This is a genomic window from Paraburkholderia sp. CNPSo 3281, assembly GCF_024206515.1.
Lineage (GTDB): Bacteria > Pseudomonadota > Gammaproteobacteria > Burkholderiales > Burkholderiaceae > Paraburkholderia > Paraburkholderia nodosa.
The window spans coordinates 44,018-64,374 of sequence record NZ_JAMBPS010000009.1; the positions used below are offsets into that span (position 1 = coordinate 44,018).

Sequence of the window (20,357 nt, forward strand, 5' to 3'; positions counted from 1 at the left end):
AGCAAGGAGGTTGTTGCCATGAGCAAAGTGACGCATATCGTCTCCATCGGGATGCTGCTGGCCGGGACGGCATGTCAGGACCTGGAGCATTCGCGGCAGGTCGACAACCCGCAGGTGCGCGGAAAGACCATCGCCTTGCAGGTGTGCTCGAACTGCCATGGTGCGAACGGCGTTTCGGTGTCGCCTACGTTTCCGAAGCTCGCTGGGCAGCGCAAGGAATACCTGGTCGATCAACTGACGGACTTCAAGAGTCATTCGCGAGCTGACCCGAACGCGCAGCGTTTTATGTGGGGTTTCACCCATTTGACTGACGCGCAGATCGACGAGCTTGCGACGTACTTCTCGAGTCAACCCGCAGTCCTCGGTGAAGCGAGCGATCTCGCGCTCATCAATGAAGGCAACGCGATTTATCATTTGGGCCTGCCGGACAAGGGCGTCACGCCATGCATGGCGTGCCATGGCCAGCATGGCGAAGGGATGAATCAGTTTCCCCGGCTTGCGGGCCAGCACGCGGACTACGTCATGAAGCAGCTCCAGGTCTTCCAGCGAACCGACACCCGGCCTCGCGGCGCGGCCATGAAGGCGGTGTGCGCCAACATGTCGGATCGGGATATGCGTGCCGTCGCGGCGTACGTCGAGGTGTTTCCGCCCGAAGGGGAGGCGTCTGCCGGTCCCCCTGGCGATCGATGAGCAAGCAGGCGTGCAGACACCGATCCGTCGACGTCATCTTTGAACTTTAAATACCATGAAATCATCCTCATCGTCTTCCGATGCAGCGGTAACGGCTTCAGTGGCGATGCATCGGCCTCGGCCCACGTGGAGCGCGGATCGAACGAGTCTGTTGTCCGAGGAGCGTTCCTTTGCGAGGCGCCTTGGTGCATTCGACTGGCTGTTTGCCCTCGCGATGCTTGCAGGCACCGGCTTCGCCTTGTCGCGCTACCACGCGTACATGAGCGCCTACGATCGACTGGTGCTGGTCTGCTCGGTGCCGGTCTTCGTCGTGCTCGGCTGGCGATGGAAGCCCGCGCGGATGCTGATTGCCGCAATCGCAGCGCTATCGCTGTTCGCGATCCAGATGTACCAGGGCGACCTGGGGCGCGCCGACAGCACGTTCTTCCTGAAGTATTTCCTGTCCAGCCAGTCGGCCATTCTCTGGATGAGCGTGCTTTTCGTACTGGCCACGCTGTTCTACTGGTTGGGCACGCTGTCGCGCTCGCCGTCGGGCGGCGCAATCGGCTCGAAGCTGACGTGGGCCGCGGTACTGATGGGATTCGTCGGGATGATGGTGCGCTGGTATGAGTCGTACCTGATCGGTACGGACGTCGGCCATATTCCGATTTCGAATCTGTATGAAGTGTTCGTGCTGTTCAGCGTGATCACGGCACTCTTTTACCTGTACTACGAGGAGCACTACAACACGCGCTCGCTCGGCGCCTTCGTGTTGCTCGTGATCGGCGCGGCGGTCGGGTTCCTGATGTGGTACTCGATCGCGCGCGACGCGCAGCAGATCCAGCCGCTGGTGCCGGCGCTGCAAAGCTGGTGGATGAAGATTCACGTGCCGGCGAACTTCATCGGCTACGGCAGTTTTGCGCTGTCGGCGATGGTGGGCGTGGCGTACCTGCTGAAGGAGCGGGGCGTGCTGGCAGACCGGCTGCCGGCGCTCGATGTGCTCGACGACGTGATGTACAAGTCGACCGCCGTCGGTTTTGGGTTTTTCACCATTGCGACGATTCTCGGCGCGCTGTGGGCCGCCGAGGCGTGGGGCGGTTACTGGAGCTGGGATCCGAAGGAAACGTGGGCGCTGATCGTCTGGCTGAACTATGCGGCCTGGCTGCATATGCGGCTGATGAAGGGGTTGCGGGGGCATGTTGCTGCGTGGTGGGCGCTCACGGGCCTGCTGGTCACCGCCTTCGCATTCCTGGGGGTGAACATGTTCCTGTCCGGGTTGCACAGCTATGGACGTCTGTGAGGATAACGAAAGAGTCCGATGGCCCGCGGCGGTACATCCCTAAGTCGGTGCTCGACCTGCGTGCGCCAGACTCAGTGCGACGAAACATATATCGCATCCGCAAACGGCTCCGGAATGGCAAAGCTTGCGCGTATCCGCTTCGTTTCCGCTGCAGGCGTGAGGCCAAAGAGTCTTTTGAACTCCCTGCTGAACTGGGACGCACTCGTGTAGCCCACCGCGAGGCTCGCCGCCTCCGCGGTCAGGTCCTGACGGACCATCAACAGGCGAGCCTGATGCAAACGCGTCGACTTCACGTACTGCATCGGCGAGACCTGGGTGATCGCCTTGAAGTGGCTATGGAAGCTCGGCACGCTCATCCCAGCTTCCTGCGCCAACTGCATCACGTCCAGCGGCTGCGCGTAGCCGGCATGGATCAGGCGTAGCGATCTGCCTATCCGGCCGAACTGACCTCGCATCGCCAAAGCCTCGCGCATCGAGCTGCCTTGTGCGCCGGTGAGCACCCGGAAATAGAGTTCGCGCAGCAGGCACGGGCCCAATACGGCGGCTTCGAGGGGCCGATGCATCGCCTCGAGCAAGCGCAGCAACGAGACCTGCATCGCGTCATCCATCGGCGTCGACATCATGCTTTGGGGCGCTTGCACGCGCTCCGTTACGCCTTCGCGATCGATCTGTACAGCCAGTTCGGCGGCCAGCGTGAAATCGAGATGCAGGTAGAGCGCAAGCAACGGACGCTCCGCGGTTGCGTCGGTTTCCATGCTGAACGGAACTGGCACGGACACGGCCAGATAGTGCTGTTCATCGTACAGGTAGAGACGGTCGCCGAAATAACCTCGCTTGCGCCCCTGGCAAACGATCACGATGCCGGGATCGTAGAGAACCGGCGTGCGTGACAGCGGCCGGTTCGAACGCAGGATACGGACCCCCGGCAGCGCGGTCAGGTTGTAGCCCTCCTCGGGCGCCAGCGCGCGAAGCAAGGCAATGATGCGCTTGCGGCTGCGCGACGAGAGGTCAGGATTGTGGATGGAGGCCCGCTTCGTGCTCATAGTTTTAGGCAAGAAAAATAGCGGAATCTAGCTTGGTTCGGCCCGCTCTTCAGACTAGTATGCACTCACCAGACCACATTCGGGAGAAGCTTCAATGGAGTCCAGCAAAATCCTGCTCATCACTGGCGTGAGCAGCGGCTTTGGTCGCGCGCTAGCGCAAGAGGCGGTTGCGGCAGGTCACAGAGTCGTCGGTACCGTGAGAAGTCTCGAGGCGAAGCGCGAGTTCGAGTCTCTCTCTGCAAATGCCGCATTCGCACGCGTGCTCGATGTGACCGACTTCGACGCGATCGACGGTATCGTCGAGGAAATCGAGGCGAGCGTCGGACCGGTCGACGTGTTGGTCAACAATGCTGGCTACGGGCACGAAGGCGTCATGGAAGAATCGCCCCTGGCCGAAATGCGCAGACAGTTCGACGTCAACGTGTTTGGCGCCGTCGCCATGATGAAGGCAGTTCTGCCGTTCATGCGTGCGCGCAGACGTGGCCACATTCTGAACATCACGTCGATGGGCGGCTATATCACCATGCCGGGCATCAGCTATTACTGCGGTAGCAAGTTCGCCCTGGAGGGCATCTCCGAGGCGCTTGGTAAGGAGGTCAAGCCTTTCGGTATCGCCGTGACAGCCGTTGCGCCTGGCTCCTTCCGCACCGACTGGGCCGGTCGCTCGATGCGACGAACGCCCCGTTCGATCCCGGATTACGACGCGAACTTCGATCCCATCCGCAAAGCGCGCGAGGAGAAAAGCGGCAAGCAATTGGGCGATCCCCAAAAGGCAGCGCGCGCGATGCTTGCCGCAATCGCCGCGGACCACCCTCCCGCGCATCTTTTGCTCGGTAGCGATGCACTCGGGCTCGTGAGGGACAAGCTGTCGACGTTGGAAGACGAAATCCGTGCCTGGGAGAGCGTGACAGTCTCGACTGACGGCTGAGGAGCACAGGCGTGACGGGGTTTCTCACCCGGCTTGAAACTGCTGGCACTCCGTTGCGAACCAATGGTCGACCAGGCGCTGCGCCGCCTGAAGATCCTCGGGGTAGTACGGGTCGTTCCATGGTGACGGGTCGTAGCCGGCTTTCCTTAGCGCCGCAACTTCGCTTTGGTGTTGTGCCATCGTCGGAGGCGCATTGGTCCTGAGCGCGGCCAGGTCACGGCACTCCGTTGGACTCAGATGTGACCCGCTTTGCGGCACGCCGCTGGCGGCACATCCAGCCAGCAGGAGCGACAGCGCAGTCAGCGTCGAGCGGTTTTTCGGGCGGCTATCCATAGCGCATCTCCACGCGTCTGATTGGCGCGACGAGCGGTACGATGCCGCCCGTCGCGCGTGACTTCCGCGTCTATTTTGCCTTAGGCCAGTCGCCGGAACAGGCGCACTCGAAAGTGAAGAAAGCCGGAAGCCAGTGGAACGCGTGCGCCTGGTTCACTCGATCGCCGCTCCCTGTATCGCTTCGACGAGCTCCGCGTTGCTGTGGGCACGGCCCGCGATTCCCCAGGAACCGTCCGCCGCATAGACGATATTGGTCCAGATGTGATTCCGCGTCAGGCGCCCGCCGGCGGCTTGTTCGAGGATCGCGGTCGCCTTTTCGGTGAAAGCCTGTTTGGCCTCGGACGTCGCGAGCGCGATCTGCGGCAGCGTGAGTTCGACGAACGCCGCGGCCGCAGGCTTGCCGGCCGAGAACACGCGTGCGGCCGGTATGACGTTCAGCGTTCCGATCACATTGGGCGTCATAAACGCGTTGCCTTCGAGCTGCGCGACGCTCAACAACGCCTGCGTCAAGGCGGCGAAGGTATGGGCTTCCGCCTCGGTGGACAGCACTCCTTCGGATACGGTCAGCGTGATAGGCATGTCAGATCCTCACGTGTCAGTGACTGCGGTTAGTGGTATATATGTAGCAACTGCTCTCTATGTATAGACACTGGTTGCTCTTTAAGCAAGAAAAAAGAGCGATCGCTCCGAATGTGAGATTCCGATGCGTTATACCGCCGAGCACAAGAACGAAACCCGCAAACGCATCGTCGATGCAGCGAGCCGCCTGTTCCGCCGCGACGGCTACGGCGGATCCGGCATCGACGGCCTGACGAAGGAGGCGGGCGTCACCAACGGCGCGTTCTACGGGCACTTCAAATCGAAGGGGGAGGCGTTCCGCACGGTGGTTCTGGCTGGCATGGAACAGTTGCGGCTCGCCGTCGCCGATCTGAAAGCGAGCCGCGGCAAACGCTGGCTCAAGACGTTCATTAGCTTCTATCTGGGCCCGAAGCGCACTTGCGACATCGGCGAAAGCTGCGCGCTGCCGAGCTTTTCGCCCGAGATGGTTCGCGCCGACGGCGAGACTCGCGAAGCCTATGAGGCGGAGCTGCGCCGCTTGATCGAGGAGGTCTCGGCGGGCCTGCCCGACGAAGCCGGCGCGGCGCGCGACGACAAGGCGATCGCGCTGCTTGCGATGTTGTCGGGCGGAGTCACGCTGGCGCGGGCGGTGCCGGATCCGGCGCTGTCGAAGCGGATCGCCGACGCCGTCGAGCGCTCGGCGGTTGCGCTGACTTCGGCGCCGCGCAAGCAAGGCTGAGGTTACGCGGAAGCGGGGACACTTGTCCCAGAGGCCGTTCGCCCACCAGCAGCAGACGAAGAAGGCCGACGCGCCAGTTGCGGCGGCTCGACGTCGAAGGCAATCCGTCCCGCCGGTAGAAAAGTGAGCGAGACGACGGCACCGCCCTTGACTTCAGGAAAGTGATGGCTGCCCGGCGCGGGTGCTGTCCAGCCGCCATAACACCAGCCGTTCGGACCCGCGAGCGCTGCGCCTTCATTGAGCGGCACCACCAGATTGATCTCGCCATAGGGGTGCAAATGGTCGTCGGCGCGCAAGCTGCCTTCCGGGTTGTTCTGGGTATTGTCCGTGCTGTCCAGCAGTACCGCCGTGGCGCTGAAGAAGAGCGTCTCCGCGCTCGGCACGACGACTCGTGAGCGACGATAGCGCGGACCGGCGACCTCGATGTCGGCCGCCCAGCCTTCATTCACGCCGGCGATAATCAGTTGCGACAGGTCCCTGTACAACGCGCTTTCAACGCCATATTTCGAATTCAGCCATTGCTCGACCTCGGTGCCCGCGGTCATGTCCTTGATCTCCTGCAGCAAGGGGATAAAGCGTGCGACGAGTTCGTCCCGGGTGGTTGCGAATTGGCTCTGAGACATTCTGGACCTCGCTCCTGTGTGCATCGGTGGCGGCAGTGGATGGGAGCCGCCATTCTTGCTCATGATGTACGTTCAATCCATAATCAATCGATCAGATTTCCTATTGCATCGTACAAATTTCACATGGACCCGCTTTCCGATGTGTTCTCGCTGCTGAAAGTCAAAAGCGTGCTCTCGGCCCGCTTTGAGGCAGCCGGTCCGTGGGCCCTTAGATTTCCCGCCTATCGTCATGTGAAATTCGGCGGTGTCATCAAGGGCGCCCGATGGGTATGGATCGAAGGCGTCACCACGCCCGCGAAGATGGAGGAGGGGGACTTCTGTCTGTTCACCGACGGATCGCCCTACTGTTTTGCCAGTGACCCCGCCGTGAAAATGCAGGACGGAGACAAGGTGTTTGCCAGTCACCTGGATGCGGACGGGATCGTTCGCTATGGACGGGGAGGCACGCGCACGATAAGCGTCGGGGGGACGTTCGAATTCGACGGAGACATGAGCGGCTTGCTGCTCAATATCTTGCCCCCGCTCGTGCTCGTTTCCGCGGATTCTCCGGATGCCAGATCGCTGCGTGCGGCCCTCGAATTGATCAGGACAGAGACAGAATCAGTCCGGCCTGGCGCGGCGGCGATGGCGGGCAGCCTCGCAAATATCGTGCTCGTGAACATCTTGCGCGCGCATCTGGCCGCGAGTTCGGGGTCCACCGGCTGGCTAGGCGCGTTGTCGGATCCAAGGATCGGCGCCGCGCTAAAGATGGTGCATGAAGACATGGCCCGTCGGTGGAAGGTGGACGAACTGGCGTCGAAAGTCGGCATGTCACGCACCGCCTTCATCGAGCGCTTTAAAGACCTCGTGGGATTGCCTCCACTGGAATATCTGATCCGCTGGCGCATGACGATCGCAAGGGATGCCTTGAAGACGGGCAACGATAATCTCGCGAGCATCGCCGCCGCCGTTGGCTACGCATCGGAGACCACGTTTAGTTCGACTTTCAAAAGGATGTTTGGTCAGAGCCCCAGCCGGTATCGCTTGCAAGTGCGAAGCAAGGTTTGAATGCATCCGGCAGGCAGGCTCCTGGCGTCGATAGCGGCGGCCTGCGCGATGGCCCGATCCGCACCCTGGTCCGTCCGAGTGAGTCTTCGTCATTTCTCCTGGTCATGTGCCGTTGGACTCGGGGGGGCCGCACCCGACAGCGCGGATCGTCTTGCGATCATGGACGCGTTTGCGCGTGACGGCCGTCGTGCACGCGGCGTTGATCCGGGCGAGTAGGGCGAAGGTGACCCTCTGCCTTATCAAAACGAGGAACCAGGGCAAACGGTTCGCAAACCCGCGCCGGGACGGGTGCCAACGCGTTGCTGTAGCAGTTCCGCGTGGCAACCGCCCTTGATCACCTGACCGGCCCGTTGGGGGTCAGGATCGGTGGTTCAATGCCGCCCGTATCCACGGCGAAGCCGCCCCAGGGGCCCGAACCGACACTCGGGCCGATGTCACCCGGCGGGCTGTATTCGCTGCTGACCGGTATGGCGGCCGCCGTACCGCGAGAGCCGGTCCCCGTGCCGATGACGCCTGGCGGGCCGTAGCCGGTATCCGAGGTAGCCGTCGCCGGGGCGTTTGTGCTGCCGCCCGCACCCGTTACCCTCGGTTGGCTGTATGTTGCCGGCGCGGCGTGCGCTATGGAGTTCCCACCAGGCGCGGTCTGGGGCATTACCGCGACCACGTTCTGCCTCATGCGCAACCGGGCGAACACGCTTCCCAGGGCGCTGGCCGATGCCACGCCCGGGCCGCCTGCGCTCGCGTTACCTCCGCCGGCGGCGCCTGCACCTGCGCTACCCGTGCCCGAACTCCCTGTGCCGGAGCTACCCGTGCCCGAACTGCCTGTGCCGGAGCTACCTGTGCCGGAGCTACCGGCACCGGAGCTACCGGCACCGGAACTACCGGCACCATGGCCGCTCCCTCCCGAACCCGCACCACTGCCGCCCGAACCTGCGCCACTGCCGCCCGAACCTGCGCCACTGCCACCCGAACCTGCGCCACTGCCACCCGAACCTGCGCCGCCGCTACCCGAACCGGCACCGGCGCTACCGGAGCCGGAACCGCTGCCCCCCGAGCCTGCACCGTTGCCGCCTGAACCGGCACCGTTGCCGCCGGCGCCCGCACCCGCACCGACGCCTGCTCCGTTGCCACCCACACCTGCGCCGACACCCGCACCGACGCCTGCTCCGTTGCCACCCACACCTGCGCCGACACCCGCACCGACGCCTGCTCCGTTGCCACCCACACCTGCGCCGACGCCCGCACCCACTCCTGCGCCGTTGCCACCCACACCCGCACCGACACCCGCACCGACGCCCGCACCGTGGCCGCCGTTGCCATTGCCATTGCCATTGCCGCCCGCGCCCGCGCCCGCGCCGTGGCCGCCACCGCCACCATTGCCACCGCCACCGTTGCCGCCTGCTGCTGCATAAGCCGCACCGGACAGCGCTAACATCACCACCCATGTCGCCGTGTGTTTCGTCGCTCGGTTCATCGTCCGCCCCTTTCCTCGTACAAACCGCTTCGAAAGTGCGCCGGTGCCGCGCTCAAATTCTGCGCGTACGCCAACAGCCGCCTCGCGCATACGATGTGCCACGGGGAGCGGGGGAATCGATTCTACTAAGGAGAACTACGAACAACGCGATGCAGCGCCCGATGCAGGCGGGATGACCCGGCGTTCCCTTGTACGGTTGCGCGTTTTTCGCCGACGGCATTTTGAAAAATTGGCATCGGCAAAGTCTCCAGGCGTCACATACGGATCCGACCACACGTCATGCGTGGGAACCATGTCGAATGCCGGACTTGAATAAGAGTCTTTATCAACTTCCGGCAAAGCATGATCCGTGCGCAGAATCCAGAGAGGGGAGAAGAGGAACTCGTGGATGCGAGCCACCGAATTCCTCAGGGTTCAACACGTCACCTGATTTGTACCGTACCGGTGCTGACGTCCCGATCAGCGTCAGGGCTTCCCGCTTTGCGCATATTCACGGATGCGCGTGGCCAGCGCGGGTATGCCAGCATTGCGGGCCACGTAGTGGGAAAGCTGGCGGGTACTCAGGTCGACAGTCACCTGATCGTCGGGCGCCTTGGTATACGGTCCATCGACGGCAGCGTGATATTCGATGCGCAACTGGGTGTCGTTCGCGACAATGCGCAAATAGCCGTAATTCTGGTCGTCGTAGTTCTCGATGACCACGGCATCGGTGCTCTTCGTTGCGGCCTGGATCAGTTGCGGTGCACGAAGCGGCGGTTGTCCGTTGGTGGTCAGTCGCTGTACGTTGTGTCCGCCGTTGCCGCACACGATGTACGGAATGTGGGTGCCGTCCGGGCGTGTGCGTGTGAAGCGCTGATAGTTGTGCGCGTGTCCCGCAAGATCGGCATGGGGCCATACGCCCACCTCTTCGCAGATCGCATCGATCTGCTGCTGCATCTCGACACTCCAGCCGTGACGTCCGCGCGCGACATACGGCGGATGATGATGCGCGAACAGCAGTGCGCCCGTGTAGCCTTCCTTTTTCACCCGCGTCAACGCCGCCTTGAGAAACTTCAGCTGGCTATTGCCGATGTCGCTATTCGAAATCACCCCTGGATCTTCGAGCGTATTGCTATACAACGCGATGATGCGCACGAACGGCGCTTCGAATGTAAAGAAAACGCCAGGTTGAATTTGCGCAGTACGTGAAAGGTTGCCCGCATCGGGCGAGACCTGAAAGCAGTCGGAGCAGAAGTTTCGCAGAAACGCCTGCAGACTCTTTTCGTGCTGCAAAGGCGAGATCATCCCGTCATGATTGCCGGCGACGGCGAGGATCGGTGCGTGATAGTCGCGATAGGGCTCGTAGAACTGATCGTAGTAGTACTGCGCTTCGCCGAAGCTGTAGACGATGTCGCCCAGCAGAAAATTGAATTGCGGCACTTCGGCAGGATCGGTTTCGTCGAAGTCACTGACCATCTTGTCGGACACCTCGTTCTGCGTTTTCGGGCCGCGGGTACTGCCGCAATCGCCCGTCGAGTGAAAAACGATCTGACCGTTCGCATTGATCTGGTCGAGGATGGTCTGATCGTTGTCGATCACGTCAGCGAGTGTCAGGCGGGGCTCGACGCCGCCGCGCGGGGCAGGAAACGCAAGGGCCTTGAGTTTGTGCTCGCGGTTGAGTTCGTCGATCATCCTGTAGGCCGCCACATCGGAGGCGTGCCTGACGATGAAGGTTTGCGGATCTGGTGTAGGCTGCGGCTGCGAGAAGACGGGGGCGGCGAGAACGCGGCCACTGCCACTGCTGGTTGACGTTCGAACTGAGGGCTTCTTTGGCATGTTCCATTTCCTCCAGTCGTGGATAAAAAAGTGGGGCCGCGCTTGATCGACGTGGTCCCTGCCGAATGCTCCGGGTGAGACGGTGGCTTGGAGGAGAGGTTCAGTCGTAGTCGTTGCAGGTCGTAACAGGCGATTTTTTTCTCCGCTTATACTCACTGTCGCCTGAGTGGCTCACGCCCAGGTCCCACGCTGCACGCCGAAAAAAACCACGACATCAGTCGACAACACGGCACGCGATTCACGTTTCGCAACCGCGGTTCTTACATAACGGGTGGGACCTATCATGCTAAATCGTGCTTTTGGCGCAGTGATTTCATCGTTGCTCGTGGCCGGCGCGGCCGCAGCACCAGCCATCGCGCATGCCGACGACAGCTTCGCGCAGGACGACGGCGCGTCGCATAGCCGGGCGGTCAAGGTGATGATCATTTCGATGTTCGGTCCGGAAGGGCAGGTGTGGCTGGATCATCTCGGACCGTGGCAGGACATCACCGTCGCGGGTCTGTCCCCTGATTACCCGGCCGTGCACTGCAACCGCCAGGATGTCTGCGTGATGACGACCGGCATGGGGCACGCAAACGCCGCCGCGTCGATCATGGCGCTGACGTTCTCGCCGCGTTTCGACCTGCGCCATACCTACTTCATGGTGGCGGGCATCGCCGGTATCGATCCGCTTCAGGGGACCGTCGGTTCCGCTGCCTGGGCGAACTGGCTCGTCGACTTCGGCATTCAGTGGGAGATCGACGGACGCGAAATTCCGCCGGGCTGGAACACCGGCTATCTCGGCATCAACACGACGGGCCCGACCCAGAAGCCGCCGCTCGACTATCGCACCGAAGTGTTCCAGCTGAATCCGGCGCTCACGAACGCGGCGTTCGCGCTGTCTCGCAACGTGACGCTGACCGACGACGCCCAGGCACAGGCCGCCCGTGCCAAATACAGCTATGCACCCGCAAACCGTCCGCCGACCGTGATCCAGTGCGATACGCTGGCGGGCGATACCTGGTGGTCGGGCACCGACCTCGGTGAGCGGGCGCGGCAATGGACGAAGATCCTGACCGACGGCAAGGGCACCTATTGCACGACGCAGCAGGAAGACAACGCCACTTTCGAGGCGCTGACGCGTGCGGCGAACGTGCATCGTGTCGACCTGAACCGTGTGGCGGTGCTGCGCGCCGGCTCGGATTTCGACCGGCCGTACGCGGGCCAGTCGAGCGCTGACAATCTGCTCAACTACGCGTCGCAAGGCGGCTTTACGATCGCGATCGACAATTTGTTCCTCGCGGGCAATCCGCTAGTGCAGGACATCGTCACGCATTGGGGCGAGTGGCGCAACGGCGTACCGCAGCGCTAGCGCGCATCGCCTGCGAGCTTGCGTACGGCAAGCGGCTCACGCCGTTCCTGCGGCTCGCGCGCAACGCTGGCGTACACGGTGTTGCCGATGGCCGAGATTTTCCCCAAGTCGGTCATAGGCTCACGGTGGCGTCGTCAAGCAACGGATAGTCGTTATATCCGGTTGCGTCGTCCGTATAGATCGTCTCCGCGTTGACGGCATTGAGCGGCGCGTCTCGTCGAAAGCGCTCGACGAGATCAGGATTGGCGATAAAGGCCCGCCCGAACGCTGCGGCGTCCGCTTCGCCGCGATCAATCGCGGCCTGTGCGCTTTCGTTCGTCAGCCCTTCATTGAGAATGTAGGCCCCCTTGAAGATCTGCCTTACGTCGCGGCCAATTCGCTCTTCGCCGCGATCGAGGCCCTCTCGCGCGAAGATGAACGCGATGTTGCGCGCGCCGAATTCCTGTGCGACATATCGGAACAGCGCACGCGGATTCGAATCATGCATCGAGTGTGAGCTGGACATCAGATTCAGATGCACGCCGACGCGGTCGGCCGGCCAGACGGTCAGCACGGCATCGAGTGCTTCGAGAAGGAAGCGCGCGCGGTTCTCGATCGAACCGCCATAGCGGTCGGTACGCTGGTTCGATCCGTCGTGCAGAAATTGATCGAACAGGTAGCCATTCGCGGCGTGCAGTTCGACTCCGTCAAAGCCAGCGCGCCTGGCGTTTGCCGCACCCACCCGAAAATCTTCGACGATGACGGGAATCTCCTCGGTCCTTAGCGCGCGTGGCACGGTGAAGGGCCGCTGCGGACGCAGGCGGGAGACGTGGCCTTGCGCCGCCACGGCGCTTGGCGCCACGGGAGGCTCGCCGTCGTGGAAGACGGGATCGGAGACTCGCCCGACGTGCCAGAGCTGGGAGACGATCAGGCCGCCGGCTGCGTGAACAGCCGAGGTCACCTGCTTCCAGCCCGCGACCTGTTTTTCCGTCCAGATGCCCGGCGTATGGGGGTAGCCAACACCCTGAGGCGTGACCGAAGTGGCTTCGGTAATGATCAGGCCTGCACTTGCGCGCAGCGCATAGTGTTGCGCGTTGAGCGGACCCGGGCTGCGCTCGTCGAACGCCCGCATGCGAGTGAGCGGTGACATGACGATGCGGTTCGCCATCTTTAGCGCACCCATCTGGATGGGGTCGAAGAGTGTAGACATATGCAGGCTTACCTTACGCACTGGGGTGATACTGATCGTGCTGCCCGGCTGGCAACCGCCGGCACGGGCATCTACGGCATCGTTGGGCTCATGGCCTGACCGGCAGGCCCGCCCGTCGCGAGCGCACGCGCACGACGGGCGGGCGCTCCAGCGCCTTCAGCGCGGCGTGTCGAGGTAGACGCCTGCCGACAGCCCGGCCTTCACTTCCCGCGTGAACTCGTCAGTGGACACTTCCTCCGCACCTGCCTCGATCGCGTCGTATGCCTGACGCACGACGTCGGCCGGCGTTGCCTTCGGGACTTCCAGTGCGCGCGTCAAATCCGTATCGATAAACCCGGCATGCAGCCCGACAACCTGCGTGTGCTGATCGCGCAGCGAATGACGCAGGCCGTTGGTTACCGCCCACGCGGCCGACTTCGACACGCCGTAAGCGGCGAGGATTGGCCGGTTTATCCAGCTCGCAACCGACAGCACGTTCAGAATCGTCCCGCCGCCGTTGCCGGCGAGGTTGCCCGCGAACGCCCGCGACATCGCCAGCACCCCAAACACGTTGGTTTCGAAGTGATCGCGCAAGGCGTCGAGCGCGCCGTCGTCCGTCAGGCTGCCGAGCCGCGCGATGCCCGCGTTGTTGATCAGAAGCGTGACGTCGCGCGCCGCATCGGCGGCAGCGGCCACGGCCGCCGGATCGGTTACGTCGAGCTTCACGGGCACGACGCCCGGCAGCGTCACGCTGGCAGGATCGCGCGCGCCAGCATAGACCTTGCGCGCGCCTCTTTCGAGCGCCTGTTTTGCGAACTCAAGGCCAAGCCCACGGTTCGCGCCCGTCACGAAAACAACAGCACCTTCGATCTTCATATTTCATCCTTTCGCATGAGGAACCGCATGTGCGCCGCTTCGCCGCGCGCGTGAGATCCGCTGAAAACAAACCTGCCATTGCGTACCGAACCGTTGGGCCGCCGAACGGCGTCGGCATTCGCCGGCATCAACGGCCGCGATGGACCTCGACTGTCATCTGTGCCGCGCCGACGTGGCTTCGCGTTGTGCGCGAAAGTCGGCTACACTCATCTCAATGTCGATCACCATCGTCTTATGGCGCATTGTGTCGACGTAACACGGGCATGTCAATGGTGATCGACATTGTGTTTTTAAATCGATGCGATCGCCTGTATAAGGGAGGGATCGATGGGTGTCTCAAGACAGCAGGCCGCCGAGAACCGGAGCGCGATCGTCGCGGCTGCAGAGAGGCTGTTCCGGGCGCGCGGCGTCGACGCCGTCGGGCTGGCGGAACTGATGAAGGAAGCCGGCTTCACGCAGGGCGGCTTCTACAACCACTTCAAGTCGAAGGACGCGCTGGTCGCCGCGGTGATGGAAAAGGCGATGCAGGACTCTGCCGATTCGCCGAACGCCGGCAGCGTGGCGAAGCAGGCGGCGCGCTACCTGTCGACCTCGCACCGCGACAACGTCGAGGCCGGATGCCCGCTGTCCGGCTTCGCTGGCGACGCTCCCCGCATGACCGACGCGGCGCGTGCGACCTATGCGCGTGGCCTCGCCGTGTATCTCGACCGGCTGGTTGCCATGATCGCCACGAACGGCGCGACGGCGCAACAAACCCGCCGCGCTGCGATTGCAGCGTTCAACCAGATGGTGGGGGCGCTCGTGCTGTCGCGTGCTGTCGCAGAAACAGATCCGGCCTTTGCCGACGAAATCCTCGACGCAGGCCGGCGGACGCTCGTCGATGCGCTCGACGACCCGCTCACGCCGGATAGTGCGCGCCGGTGAGCGGCGGATCTGCGTGATCGTCGCCTGCTTGCCCTAGCGTAGGCAGGTACCTGCCGAAGTTCATTTCGAAGTCGCTCGGAACGCCGTAGGCCAGGCCACGGAGCTTGGCGCGGCGGGCCTGCCCAGCTGGCGAGGCCAGAGCCGGGAAGAACAGGTCGATGCTCGACTGGAGTTCGGCAGCAGTCGGCAGTCCGAAACGATTGATCTGGGTCTTCGCCGCGCCGAGCGTTTCGCGGTCGAACGTGGCCAGACGTTGGGCAAGCGTATCGACAAAGGCGTCGAGGGCGTCGTCATCCAGCGTGCGGTTCACCCAGCCATAGCGTTCGGCGAGGTCGGCGTCGAAATCGTCGGCGCTGAGAACAAACTCCAGTGCCCGCGAACGGCCGACCAGGCGCGGGAGCCATTCCAGCGCTCCGCCGGCCGGGACCAGGCCAACGCCGACCTCCGGGTTCCCGACTATTGCATTCTGCCGGCTGGCGAAACGCATGTCGCAGGCCAGCACGAACTCGTTACCGATGCCGCGCGTGCGCCCCCGAATCCTGGCGATGCTCACAACAGGTGCGGACGCCAGGCGCAGCACGAAGTCGCGCCAAAGAACCAGCACCTCCGGCTGCTCGGCTGCCTTGGCTACGTCGAGATGGGCAACGAAAAAATCCGGATTCGCCGACTGGAACACTGCGACCTTCACGGAAGGGTCTGCGTCGAGGTCGGTCATTAGCGCGTCAAATTCGACGATCGTTGCGGGAACAAACATGTTGATCGGCGGGTTGCTGAAGGTGACTGTCCATCGGCCCGGATGGGGGCCCAATTACGAAATCCTCTCAGCGCGCGTCGCGCAGTTCGGGCTCAGAAAAAGAAGTGTCTACCGCACGCGCGTAAATAAATGCTTCGATTAAAGCGTCGCGGTTGCCACAAGGCCAACGCAGGATTTGAGCTTCGCGAGGCGCGGTGCGAATCGGCACATTACGAGGGGGAGGATTGCGAGGACGGCGCCGGCAAGGAGAGAATGCCTTGCGTGAGCCCCATGTGCAGGCCCCACAGTGCGACACCGATGAGCACGGTGGTGATCGATGCACTCGCGCCGAGCACCAGATCCGCCGCGATCAGTATGACGATGCCGAGCGCAAGCAAAACACGGCGGTCGGTTCGATCGGACAGCGCGCCCGCGGGGTACGCGCTGAGCGCATACGCGAGACTCATCACCACCATGACGCCGGGAATCCGCGCGATATCGATTCCCGTCTGCTGCGCGCGCAATACAAGGAATGCTTCACTGAATCCGGTGGTGCGACATCTGCGAGGAGCGCGTCACGCGGCGCACCGCGAATTCCCTTGCCGGCGCGATCGATGAGGCGCGCCGCGGCGACCAGCGCGGGCGTGTGCGCCAGCGGAAAGAGCGGCTTGGACAGCGCCCCTAGTCCATAGCCGAGCAGCAACAGCGCCTCGCGCTTGCCGAGCCAGTCGCTCAGGGGGCCCGAGAAGATCCTGACGATCATCGCCGTCGCTTCGGCGGCCCCTTCGAGCAAGCCCAGCGCGCTCACGCTCATGCCCATCGTGGTGACGAGAAAGAGGGGTAGCAGCGCGTGAATGAGTTCGGAAGAAAGGTCCATGAAAAGGCTCACGTATCCCAGCATGCGTACCGCGCGGGGTATGGGGATGCGTGAGGTAGCGGGCGTCTCAGGCAGCACTGCACTGGCTCCGGAGATACGTGTACTCAAGACAGGAAAGTACCAGAGTCTCTCGAGCAGCAAACGCATGCTACCGCAGTTTTTTCATGCGTTGCGGCTGCGTAGGTCGCGATTGATTCGTGTTCCTGCTCCGCCTGCCCGGTGGCTCGCATGGACGTAACATGGAGTTGCGGCGCGATAGAAGCCCGGGTTGCGCGGCACCGATCAGACGCGTGGAGATGCGCCATGAAGAGCCTCCTGAAAATCGCCCCGACGCTGACCGCGCTGGCGCTCCTGCTGGCTGGATGCGCCGTCGGCGGCGCGCCACAAAGCGGGCCACATCTGAGCCCAACGGAGTGCCGTGACCTGGCCGCGCTCAGAAGCAACGCGCCTCCGACGATGGCGCAACACCAAAGCGAACTGGCGGCCCTGAGGAAAGCGGGCTACAACCCGTCACCCTGGTACGACGACCCATACTACCCAGACGATCTACAGGCGGCGCAGCGTCTGGTCGACTATTGGTTCAACACGGAGTGCCACCAGTCCCAACCCCAGTGAGAAAGGCGGGTTCGCACCACTCCCCGGCGACAACGTGGAGTCCTGCTGCCGGATCTTTGTAAAGCAGATTCACGGCGGCGGTGCCGGCGTGCTATTTGCGCGCGAGTGAACTATTCTGAAAGGATTAGTGGAGGCTGGTTTTTTCTACGCATTCGACAGGAGGTGTGCCATGTCGATGTCGACCACTTTGCAGGAGCGCCTGCGCAGCAAGGGCTCGCGTTACGAAATCGTGCGCCATCCATACAGTCATTCGAGCATGGAAAGCGCTGCTGCGGCGCACATTCCCGGCGACCGTCTTGCAAAAACGGTGCTGCTCGAGGACGAGCACGGCTATGTGGCCGTCGTGCTGCCCTCAACCTATGCCGTGCAATTGTCCGAGCTTTGGAACAAGACAGGGCGCAGGCTCGGTCTTGCTACGGAAGACGAACTGCGCGAGCTGTTCAAGGACTGCGATGCAGGGGCGCTGCCACCGATCTGCGCAGCGTATGGAATGAAAACCTACCTCGAGACGAACCTGGCCGGCCAACCGGACGTTTACTTCGAGGCGGGCGATCACGAAGAACTGGTTCATATGGAAGGGGACCAGTTTCTGGCGCTGATGGACGACGCGGAGCGAGCCCATTTCGCAAGGCGCATGCGAGGCATGGGTGGACGTGCGTGAGTGAGTAGCCGAACAGCGTGCGTTCAGCCCGGCGCGGTGCTGATTAACCCCATCGCGCCGGGCGATCGCGTGCTCGTGCCGTGCGCATGGCTGGTTGCGCAAGCAACTGTTCACGGCGCCGTCCTCGCAATACTCAAGATGCCAGTTCGATCCCGTGGCGCTTCATCACGGCCTTCATCATGTCCATGTTCGTTGGGGCGCCCGCGCCCAACGCCGCGGCCGCCTCGCGAAAATAGTCAGGTCCGATGTTGGCGGGAGAAAACACCACGAGCGTGCGAGCGGGGACTTCGCCCGGATTGGAGAAGTGATGAACACTGCGCGTGTCCGAAGCATTCCCTGGATGCGTCCCGGCCTCGCGCGATATTCACTGTCCTATACTTCGTATTTCCCATTGAGCCAACTCCATGGGCTGCTTCACGGCATCAATCAACCGGGAACAGGAGGGAGAAAATGCGTATCGCCAGACAAATATCGGTGCTGCTCGTCGCGGCATCGTTCGGGATTGGTGCAGTCACACCAAGCTTCGCGCAGAACGACGCTTCGGGTGCAGCCAATGCCGCAGCGATGGGGGGCGCGTCGTCTGCAAAGCCAACCAAAGCCGAGCGCAAGCAGGCCCGAAAGGAAGCTCGGGCGAAAAAGAACGCCGAATTGAAGAAGCTTGAGGCTGCGGGCTATCAACCCGGCCGCGCCAATGATCAGAACTATCCGCAGGATCTTCAGAACGCGCAAAAAAAGGCGGGGATTGGGCAGGGAGCCAGTCAATAGCGGCCGAACGCCATGTACCTGCTACTTGCACTACGAACTGCGTCGGCGGCGCTTGGGGTTCTGGGTGAACAGCTAACCCATCGTACGAGGAGTCAGTCGTTATGGGTCCCCGCCGCTGGCGTAGATCTCCCTCAAAAATCTGCGTGCAGGGTAACGTACGCGCTAAGGGTCGAGAGACGCCTCGCCACCCTGTGTGCGCTGGCTGTCGTACACGACGGTTTCGATATTGTTGACGGTCGTCGGTGTCGCCACATTGTCGCTTTCAGGCAGCGCGTTATCCAGTCCGATACGTCCACGCGTTCGCGCAAGAGCGGTTGCGCTCTGCGATGATGATCGGCTGCCTCCTTGCCGGCCAGCGCGAGTGCGAGAAACGGGTTTTCTCGCGCCGTGGTCGTGCGGCTTTCCGATTGCATTGCGCTGTCCGTGAAATCGTCGAGTTGTCCAACTGTTTGATCGATGTCACGGGCCAGTCGCCTGAGTCGGATGACATTCCAGCCCTTGACGATCATCACGCTCCACGAGAGCACCGACATGACCAGCAGTGCGAGCGCAATGCCGCGCGTCACGAAGTCTCCGGCTGCCAGGAAGTGCGAAATACCATAGTTTTGCATGGCGGGTTCCCTATAGACGTCCGCGCTAGTTGTTCAGGGAGAACACGAAAGGAACAGACGTCGGCACACGGCGCGGCGTACCGTTCTCGAGATAGGGCTGGCACGTGCTGTCGCGCACGGCGGCAAGTGCCGCTTCGTCGAGGCGGCTGTGGCCGCTGCCGCTTTTCCGTTCCACGGATTCAGGCTGGCCCGTCAGTCCCACGATGAATTTCACCATCACAGAACCTGTTTCGCCTCGTCGTAGCGAGGGCGGCGGGTAGGGCGGCTGTGCGATGCTGCAGTGCAGATGCGAGATGTCCTGCGGAGCGGCCAGTGCGATTGTTGGGCGGGCGGCGACGGCATCGGGCGACGATGCGGCTGCCGCGGCCACGGGCTCTGCTGGTCTCGAGGAGGGAGAAGCGGCTGGCTGTGCCGCGACGGGTTCGGTTGCGGTAAGCCTGCGCGGCGATGGGGCCATGGTTTCATGCAGCGTCGTCACATGATTTGTTTTCCTTATATTTTGCGGCTGCACCTTTGGTTTCGCAATGTCGACGGATGTCGCACGGTGCTCGAGCTGGGGAGGAGGCGACTGGACGACGGCGGGTGCCGTAACCGGTGTGGGACTCAGCAGATCTGCCGGATGCGAGTGATGAATTGCGGTGCGGCCGGGTTCGACAGGTTCAGCACCACGACTTCACGGTCTCGCACCGACGAGATGAACGCGGTGTCGTCGGATTTCAATGAAACGGCCCACGGGTATTCGCCACCTGCAGCGCCTTGCGTGCCCGACGTGTTGAACGGACGCAGATCATATTCCGACGTGACCGTGTTCGTCGTCGTGTCGATGATGGTGATCGAGTCGTTGTAGTTGTTGGCAACGACGAGGATCCGCCATTGCTGGAAAGGGCGAGACCACCGGCATGCGGCTTCACACCGTTGCCGATACCCTTGCTGTGATTCAGGGCGATGGCTGCGGTCTGTGATCATGCCGTCAAAACAGTGAGCAGCGTGGCCAGATTGATCGAACAGGTAAGCTCCGCGAGCGATGCGCAGAGCGGTGACGTCAGTCAGTTTAGCCGGGGCGTCGATGAAATGGACACCGCGCTGGAAGGCAAGTCGATCATGTGAAGAAGCTTGCGCAAACGTCCGAAAGCCTGAATGAACAGGCGCAGACCAGAAGCAGCGTCCTCTGCGCGGATCCACGTTTTGCGGGTCGGCGCCGGTGCTTCGATGGCATATAAAGGCATTGTTCGCTATGCGCGCGACCG

The 20,357-nt window shown here is 62.6% G+C and carries 20 protein-coding genes and 4 pseudogenes; 11 read left to right on the forward strand and 13 right to left on the reverse strand.

Features of this window, described 5'->3' with window-relative positions; genetic code table 11:
* Positions 1-18: 18 nt before the first annotated feature.
* On the forward strand, positions 19-690 hold the full coding sequence (locus tag M3I56_RS12530) for a cytochrome c (RefSeq protein ID WP_254354203.1): 672 nt from the start codon (positions 19-21) through the stop codon (positions 688-690).
* Positions 691-796: 106 nt separating this feature from the next.
* Entirely contained in the window at positions 797-1,969 is a 1,173-nt protein-coding gene (ccsB, locus tag M3I56_RS12535; protein WP_254354313.1) for a c-type cytochrome biogenesis protein CcsB, read from the forward strand.
* Between the two features lie 71 nt (positions 1,970-2,040).
* Here ccsB and M3I56_RS12540 read toward each other — a convergent pair whose 3' ends face one another.
* Positions 2,041-3,012 (reverse strand): AraC family transcriptional regulator, encoded by a 972-nt coding sequence (locus tag M3I56_RS12540; RefSeq protein WP_254354204.1) that lies wholly within the window; start codon positions 3,010-3,012, stop codon positions 2,041-2,043.
* A gap of 94 nt (positions 3,013-3,106) precedes the next feature.
* Here M3I56_RS12540 and M3I56_RS12545 point away from each other — a divergent pair, with 94 nt between their 5' ends.
* A complete protein-coding gene (locus M3I56_RS12545; RefSeq protein ID WP_254354205.1) occupies positions 3,107-3,940 on the forward strand; it encodes an oxidoreductase in 834 nt (277 codons plus the stop codon).
* Between the two features lie 24 nt (positions 3,941-3,964).
* On the opposite strand, the gene M3I56_RS12550 is transcribed toward M3I56_RS12545, so the two are convergent.
* Together M3I56_RS12550 and M3I56_RS12555 are read right to left on the reverse strand one after the other, a co-directional pair.
* Positions 3,965-4,273: a DUF4148 domain-containing protein gene (locus M3I56_RS12550; RefSeq protein ID WP_254354206.1), complete on the reverse strand. Its 309-nt coding sequence runs from the start codon at positions 4,271-4,273 to the stop codon at positions 3,965-3,967.
* Between the two features lie 153 nt (positions 4,274-4,426).
* The gene (locus M3I56_RS12555; RefSeq protein ID WP_254354207.1) at positions 4,427-4,852 is read right to left on the reverse strand and encodes a Tautomerase enzyme; all 426 of its coding nucleotides are present in this window, start codon (positions 4,850-4,852) and stop codon (positions 4,427-4,429) included.
* 124 nt (positions 4,853-4,976) lie between these two features.
* Here M3I56_RS12555 and M3I56_RS12560 point away from each other — a divergent pair, with 124 nt between their 5' ends.
* The gene (locus tag M3I56_RS12560; protein ID WP_254354208.1) at positions 4,977-5,570 is read left to right on the forward strand and encodes a TetR/AcrR family transcriptional regulator; all 594 of its coding nucleotides are present in this window, start codon (positions 4,977-4,979) and stop codon (positions 5,568-5,570) included.
* An 80-nt stretch (positions 5,571-5,650) separates the two neighbouring features.
* Here the strand turns inward: M3I56_RS12560 and M3I56_RS12565 are convergent.
* Positions 5,651-6,193, reverse strand: a pseudogene (locus M3I56_RS12565) (DUF4863 family protein); the annotation flags it as partial.
* Between the two features lie 123 nt (positions 6,194-6,316).
* On the opposite strand from M3I56_RS12565, the gene M3I56_RS12570 reads away from it, so the two are divergent.
* Positions 6,317-7,240 carry an AraC family transcriptional regulator gene (locus M3I56_RS12570; protein WP_254354210.1) on the forward strand — a complete coding sequence of 308 codons (924 nt, stop codon included), beginning with the start codon at positions 6,317-6,319 and terminating at the stop codon, positions 7,238-7,240.
* Positions 7,241-7,574: 334 nt separating this feature from the next.
* On the opposite strand, the gene M3I56_RS12575 is transcribed toward M3I56_RS12570, so the two are convergent.
* Complete coding sequence (locus M3I56_RS12575; protein WP_254354211.1) at positions 7,575-8,678, reverse strand: hypothetical protein; 1,104 nt, start codon at positions 8,676-8,678, stop codon at positions 7,575-7,577.
* Between the two features lie 501 nt (positions 8,679-9,179).
* Complete coding sequence (locus tag M3I56_RS12580; RefSeq protein ID WP_254354212.1) at positions 9,180-10,529, reverse strand: metallophosphoesterase; 1,350 nt, start codon at positions 10,527-10,529, stop codon at positions 9,180-9,182.
* A gap of 283 nt (positions 10,530-10,812) precedes the next feature.
* Between M3I56_RS12580 and M3I56_RS12585 the strand changes: the two genes are divergently transcribed.
* Both M3I56_RS12585 and aroE read left to right on the forward strand, forming a co-directional pair.
* Positions 10,813-11,880 carry a purine nucleoside permease gene (locus M3I56_RS12585; RefSeq protein ID WP_254354213.1) on the forward strand — a complete coding sequence of 356 codons (1,068 nt, stop codon included), beginning with the start codon at positions 10,813-10,815 and terminating at the stop codon, positions 11,878-11,880.
* Between the two features lie 8 nt (positions 11,881-11,888).
* A pseudogene (aroE, locus tag M3I56_RS12590) lies at positions 11,889-11,972 on the forward strand (shikimate dehydrogenase); the annotation flags it as partial.
* Between the two features lie 20 nt (positions 11,973-11,992).
* On the opposite strand, the gene M3I56_RS12595 reads toward aroE, so the two are convergent.
* Positions 11,993-13,069: an alkene reductase gene (locus M3I56_RS12595; protein ID WP_254354214.1), complete on the reverse strand. Its 1,077-nt coding sequence runs from the start codon at positions 13,067-13,069 to the stop codon at positions 11,993-11,995.
* Between the two features lie 156 nt (positions 13,070-13,225).
* Positions 13,226-13,924, reverse strand: coding sequence for an SDR family oxidoreductase (locus tag M3I56_RS12600; protein ID WP_254354215.1), 699 nt, complete (start codon positions 13,922-13,924; stop codon positions 13,226-13,228).
* 327 nt (positions 13,925-14,251) lie between these two features.
* Between M3I56_RS12600 and M3I56_RS12605 the strand changes: the two genes are divergently transcribed.
* Entirely contained in the window at positions 14,252-14,848 is a 597-nt protein-coding gene (locus tag M3I56_RS12605) for a TetR/AcrR family transcriptional regulator (protein WP_254354216.1), read from the forward strand.
* On the opposite strand, the gene M3I56_RS12610 is transcribed toward M3I56_RS12605, so the two are convergent.
* Together M3I56_RS12610 and M3I56_RS12615 are read right to left on the reverse strand one after the other, a co-directional pair.
* The gene (locus tag M3I56_RS12610; protein WP_254354217.1) at positions 14,823-15,656 is read right to left on the reverse strand and encodes an enoyl-CoA hydratase/isomerase family protein; all 834 of its coding nucleotides are present in this window, start codon (positions 15,654-15,656) and stop codon (positions 14,823-14,825) included. The genes M3I56_RS12605 and M3I56_RS12610 overlap by 26 nt on opposite strands.
* Positions 15,657-15,814: 158 nt before the next feature.
* Positions 15,815-16,533, reverse strand: a pseudogene (locus tag M3I56_RS12615) (MFS transporter); the annotation flags it as partial.
* 228 nt (positions 16,534-16,761) lie between these two features.
* Between M3I56_RS12615 and M3I56_RS12620 the strand changes: the two are divergent.
* From M3I56_RS12620 to M3I56_RS12630, 3 genes are all read left to right on the forward strand, one after another.
* Positions 16,762-17,073 (forward strand): DUF4148 domain-containing protein, encoded by a 312-nt coding sequence (locus tag M3I56_RS12620; protein WP_254354218.1) that lies wholly within the window; start codon positions 16,762-16,764, stop codon positions 17,071-17,073.
* Positions 17,074-17,242: 169 nt separating this feature from the next.
* Positions 17,243-17,734: an aminoacyl-tRNA deacylase gene (locus M3I56_RS12625; protein ID WP_028207434.1), complete on the forward strand. Its 492-nt coding sequence runs from the start codon at positions 17,243-17,245 to the stop codon at positions 17,732-17,734.
* Between the two features lie 450 nt (positions 17,735-18,184).
* A complete protein-coding gene (locus tag M3I56_RS12630; protein WP_254354219.1) occupies positions 18,185-18,499 on the forward strand; it encodes a DUF4148 domain-containing protein in 315 nt (104 codons plus the stop codon).
* A 251-nt stretch (positions 18,500-18,750) separates the two neighbouring features.
* On the opposite strand, the pseudogene M3I56_RS12635 reads toward M3I56_RS12630, so the two are convergent.
* The 3 genes and pseudogenes from M3I56_RS12635 to M3I56_RS12645 all read right to left on the reverse strand — a co-directional run.
* A pseudogene (locus tag M3I56_RS12635) lies at positions 18,751-19,110 on the reverse strand (MotA/TolQ/ExbB proton channel family protein); the annotation flags it as partial.
* Positions 19,111-19,135: 25 nt separating this feature from the next.
* Entirely contained in the window at positions 19,136-19,480 is a 345-nt protein-coding gene (locus tag M3I56_RS12640; RefSeq protein ID WP_254354220.1) for an energy transducer TonB, read from the reverse strand.
* 233 nt (positions 19,481-19,713) lie between these two features.
* The gene (locus tag M3I56_RS12645) at positions 19,714-20,292 is read right to left on the reverse strand and encodes a hypothetical protein (RefSeq protein ID WP_254354221.1); all 579 of its coding nucleotides are present in this window, start codon (positions 20,290-20,292) and stop codon (positions 19,714-19,716) included.
* Between the last annotated feature and the right edge of the window lie 65 nt (positions 20,293-20,357).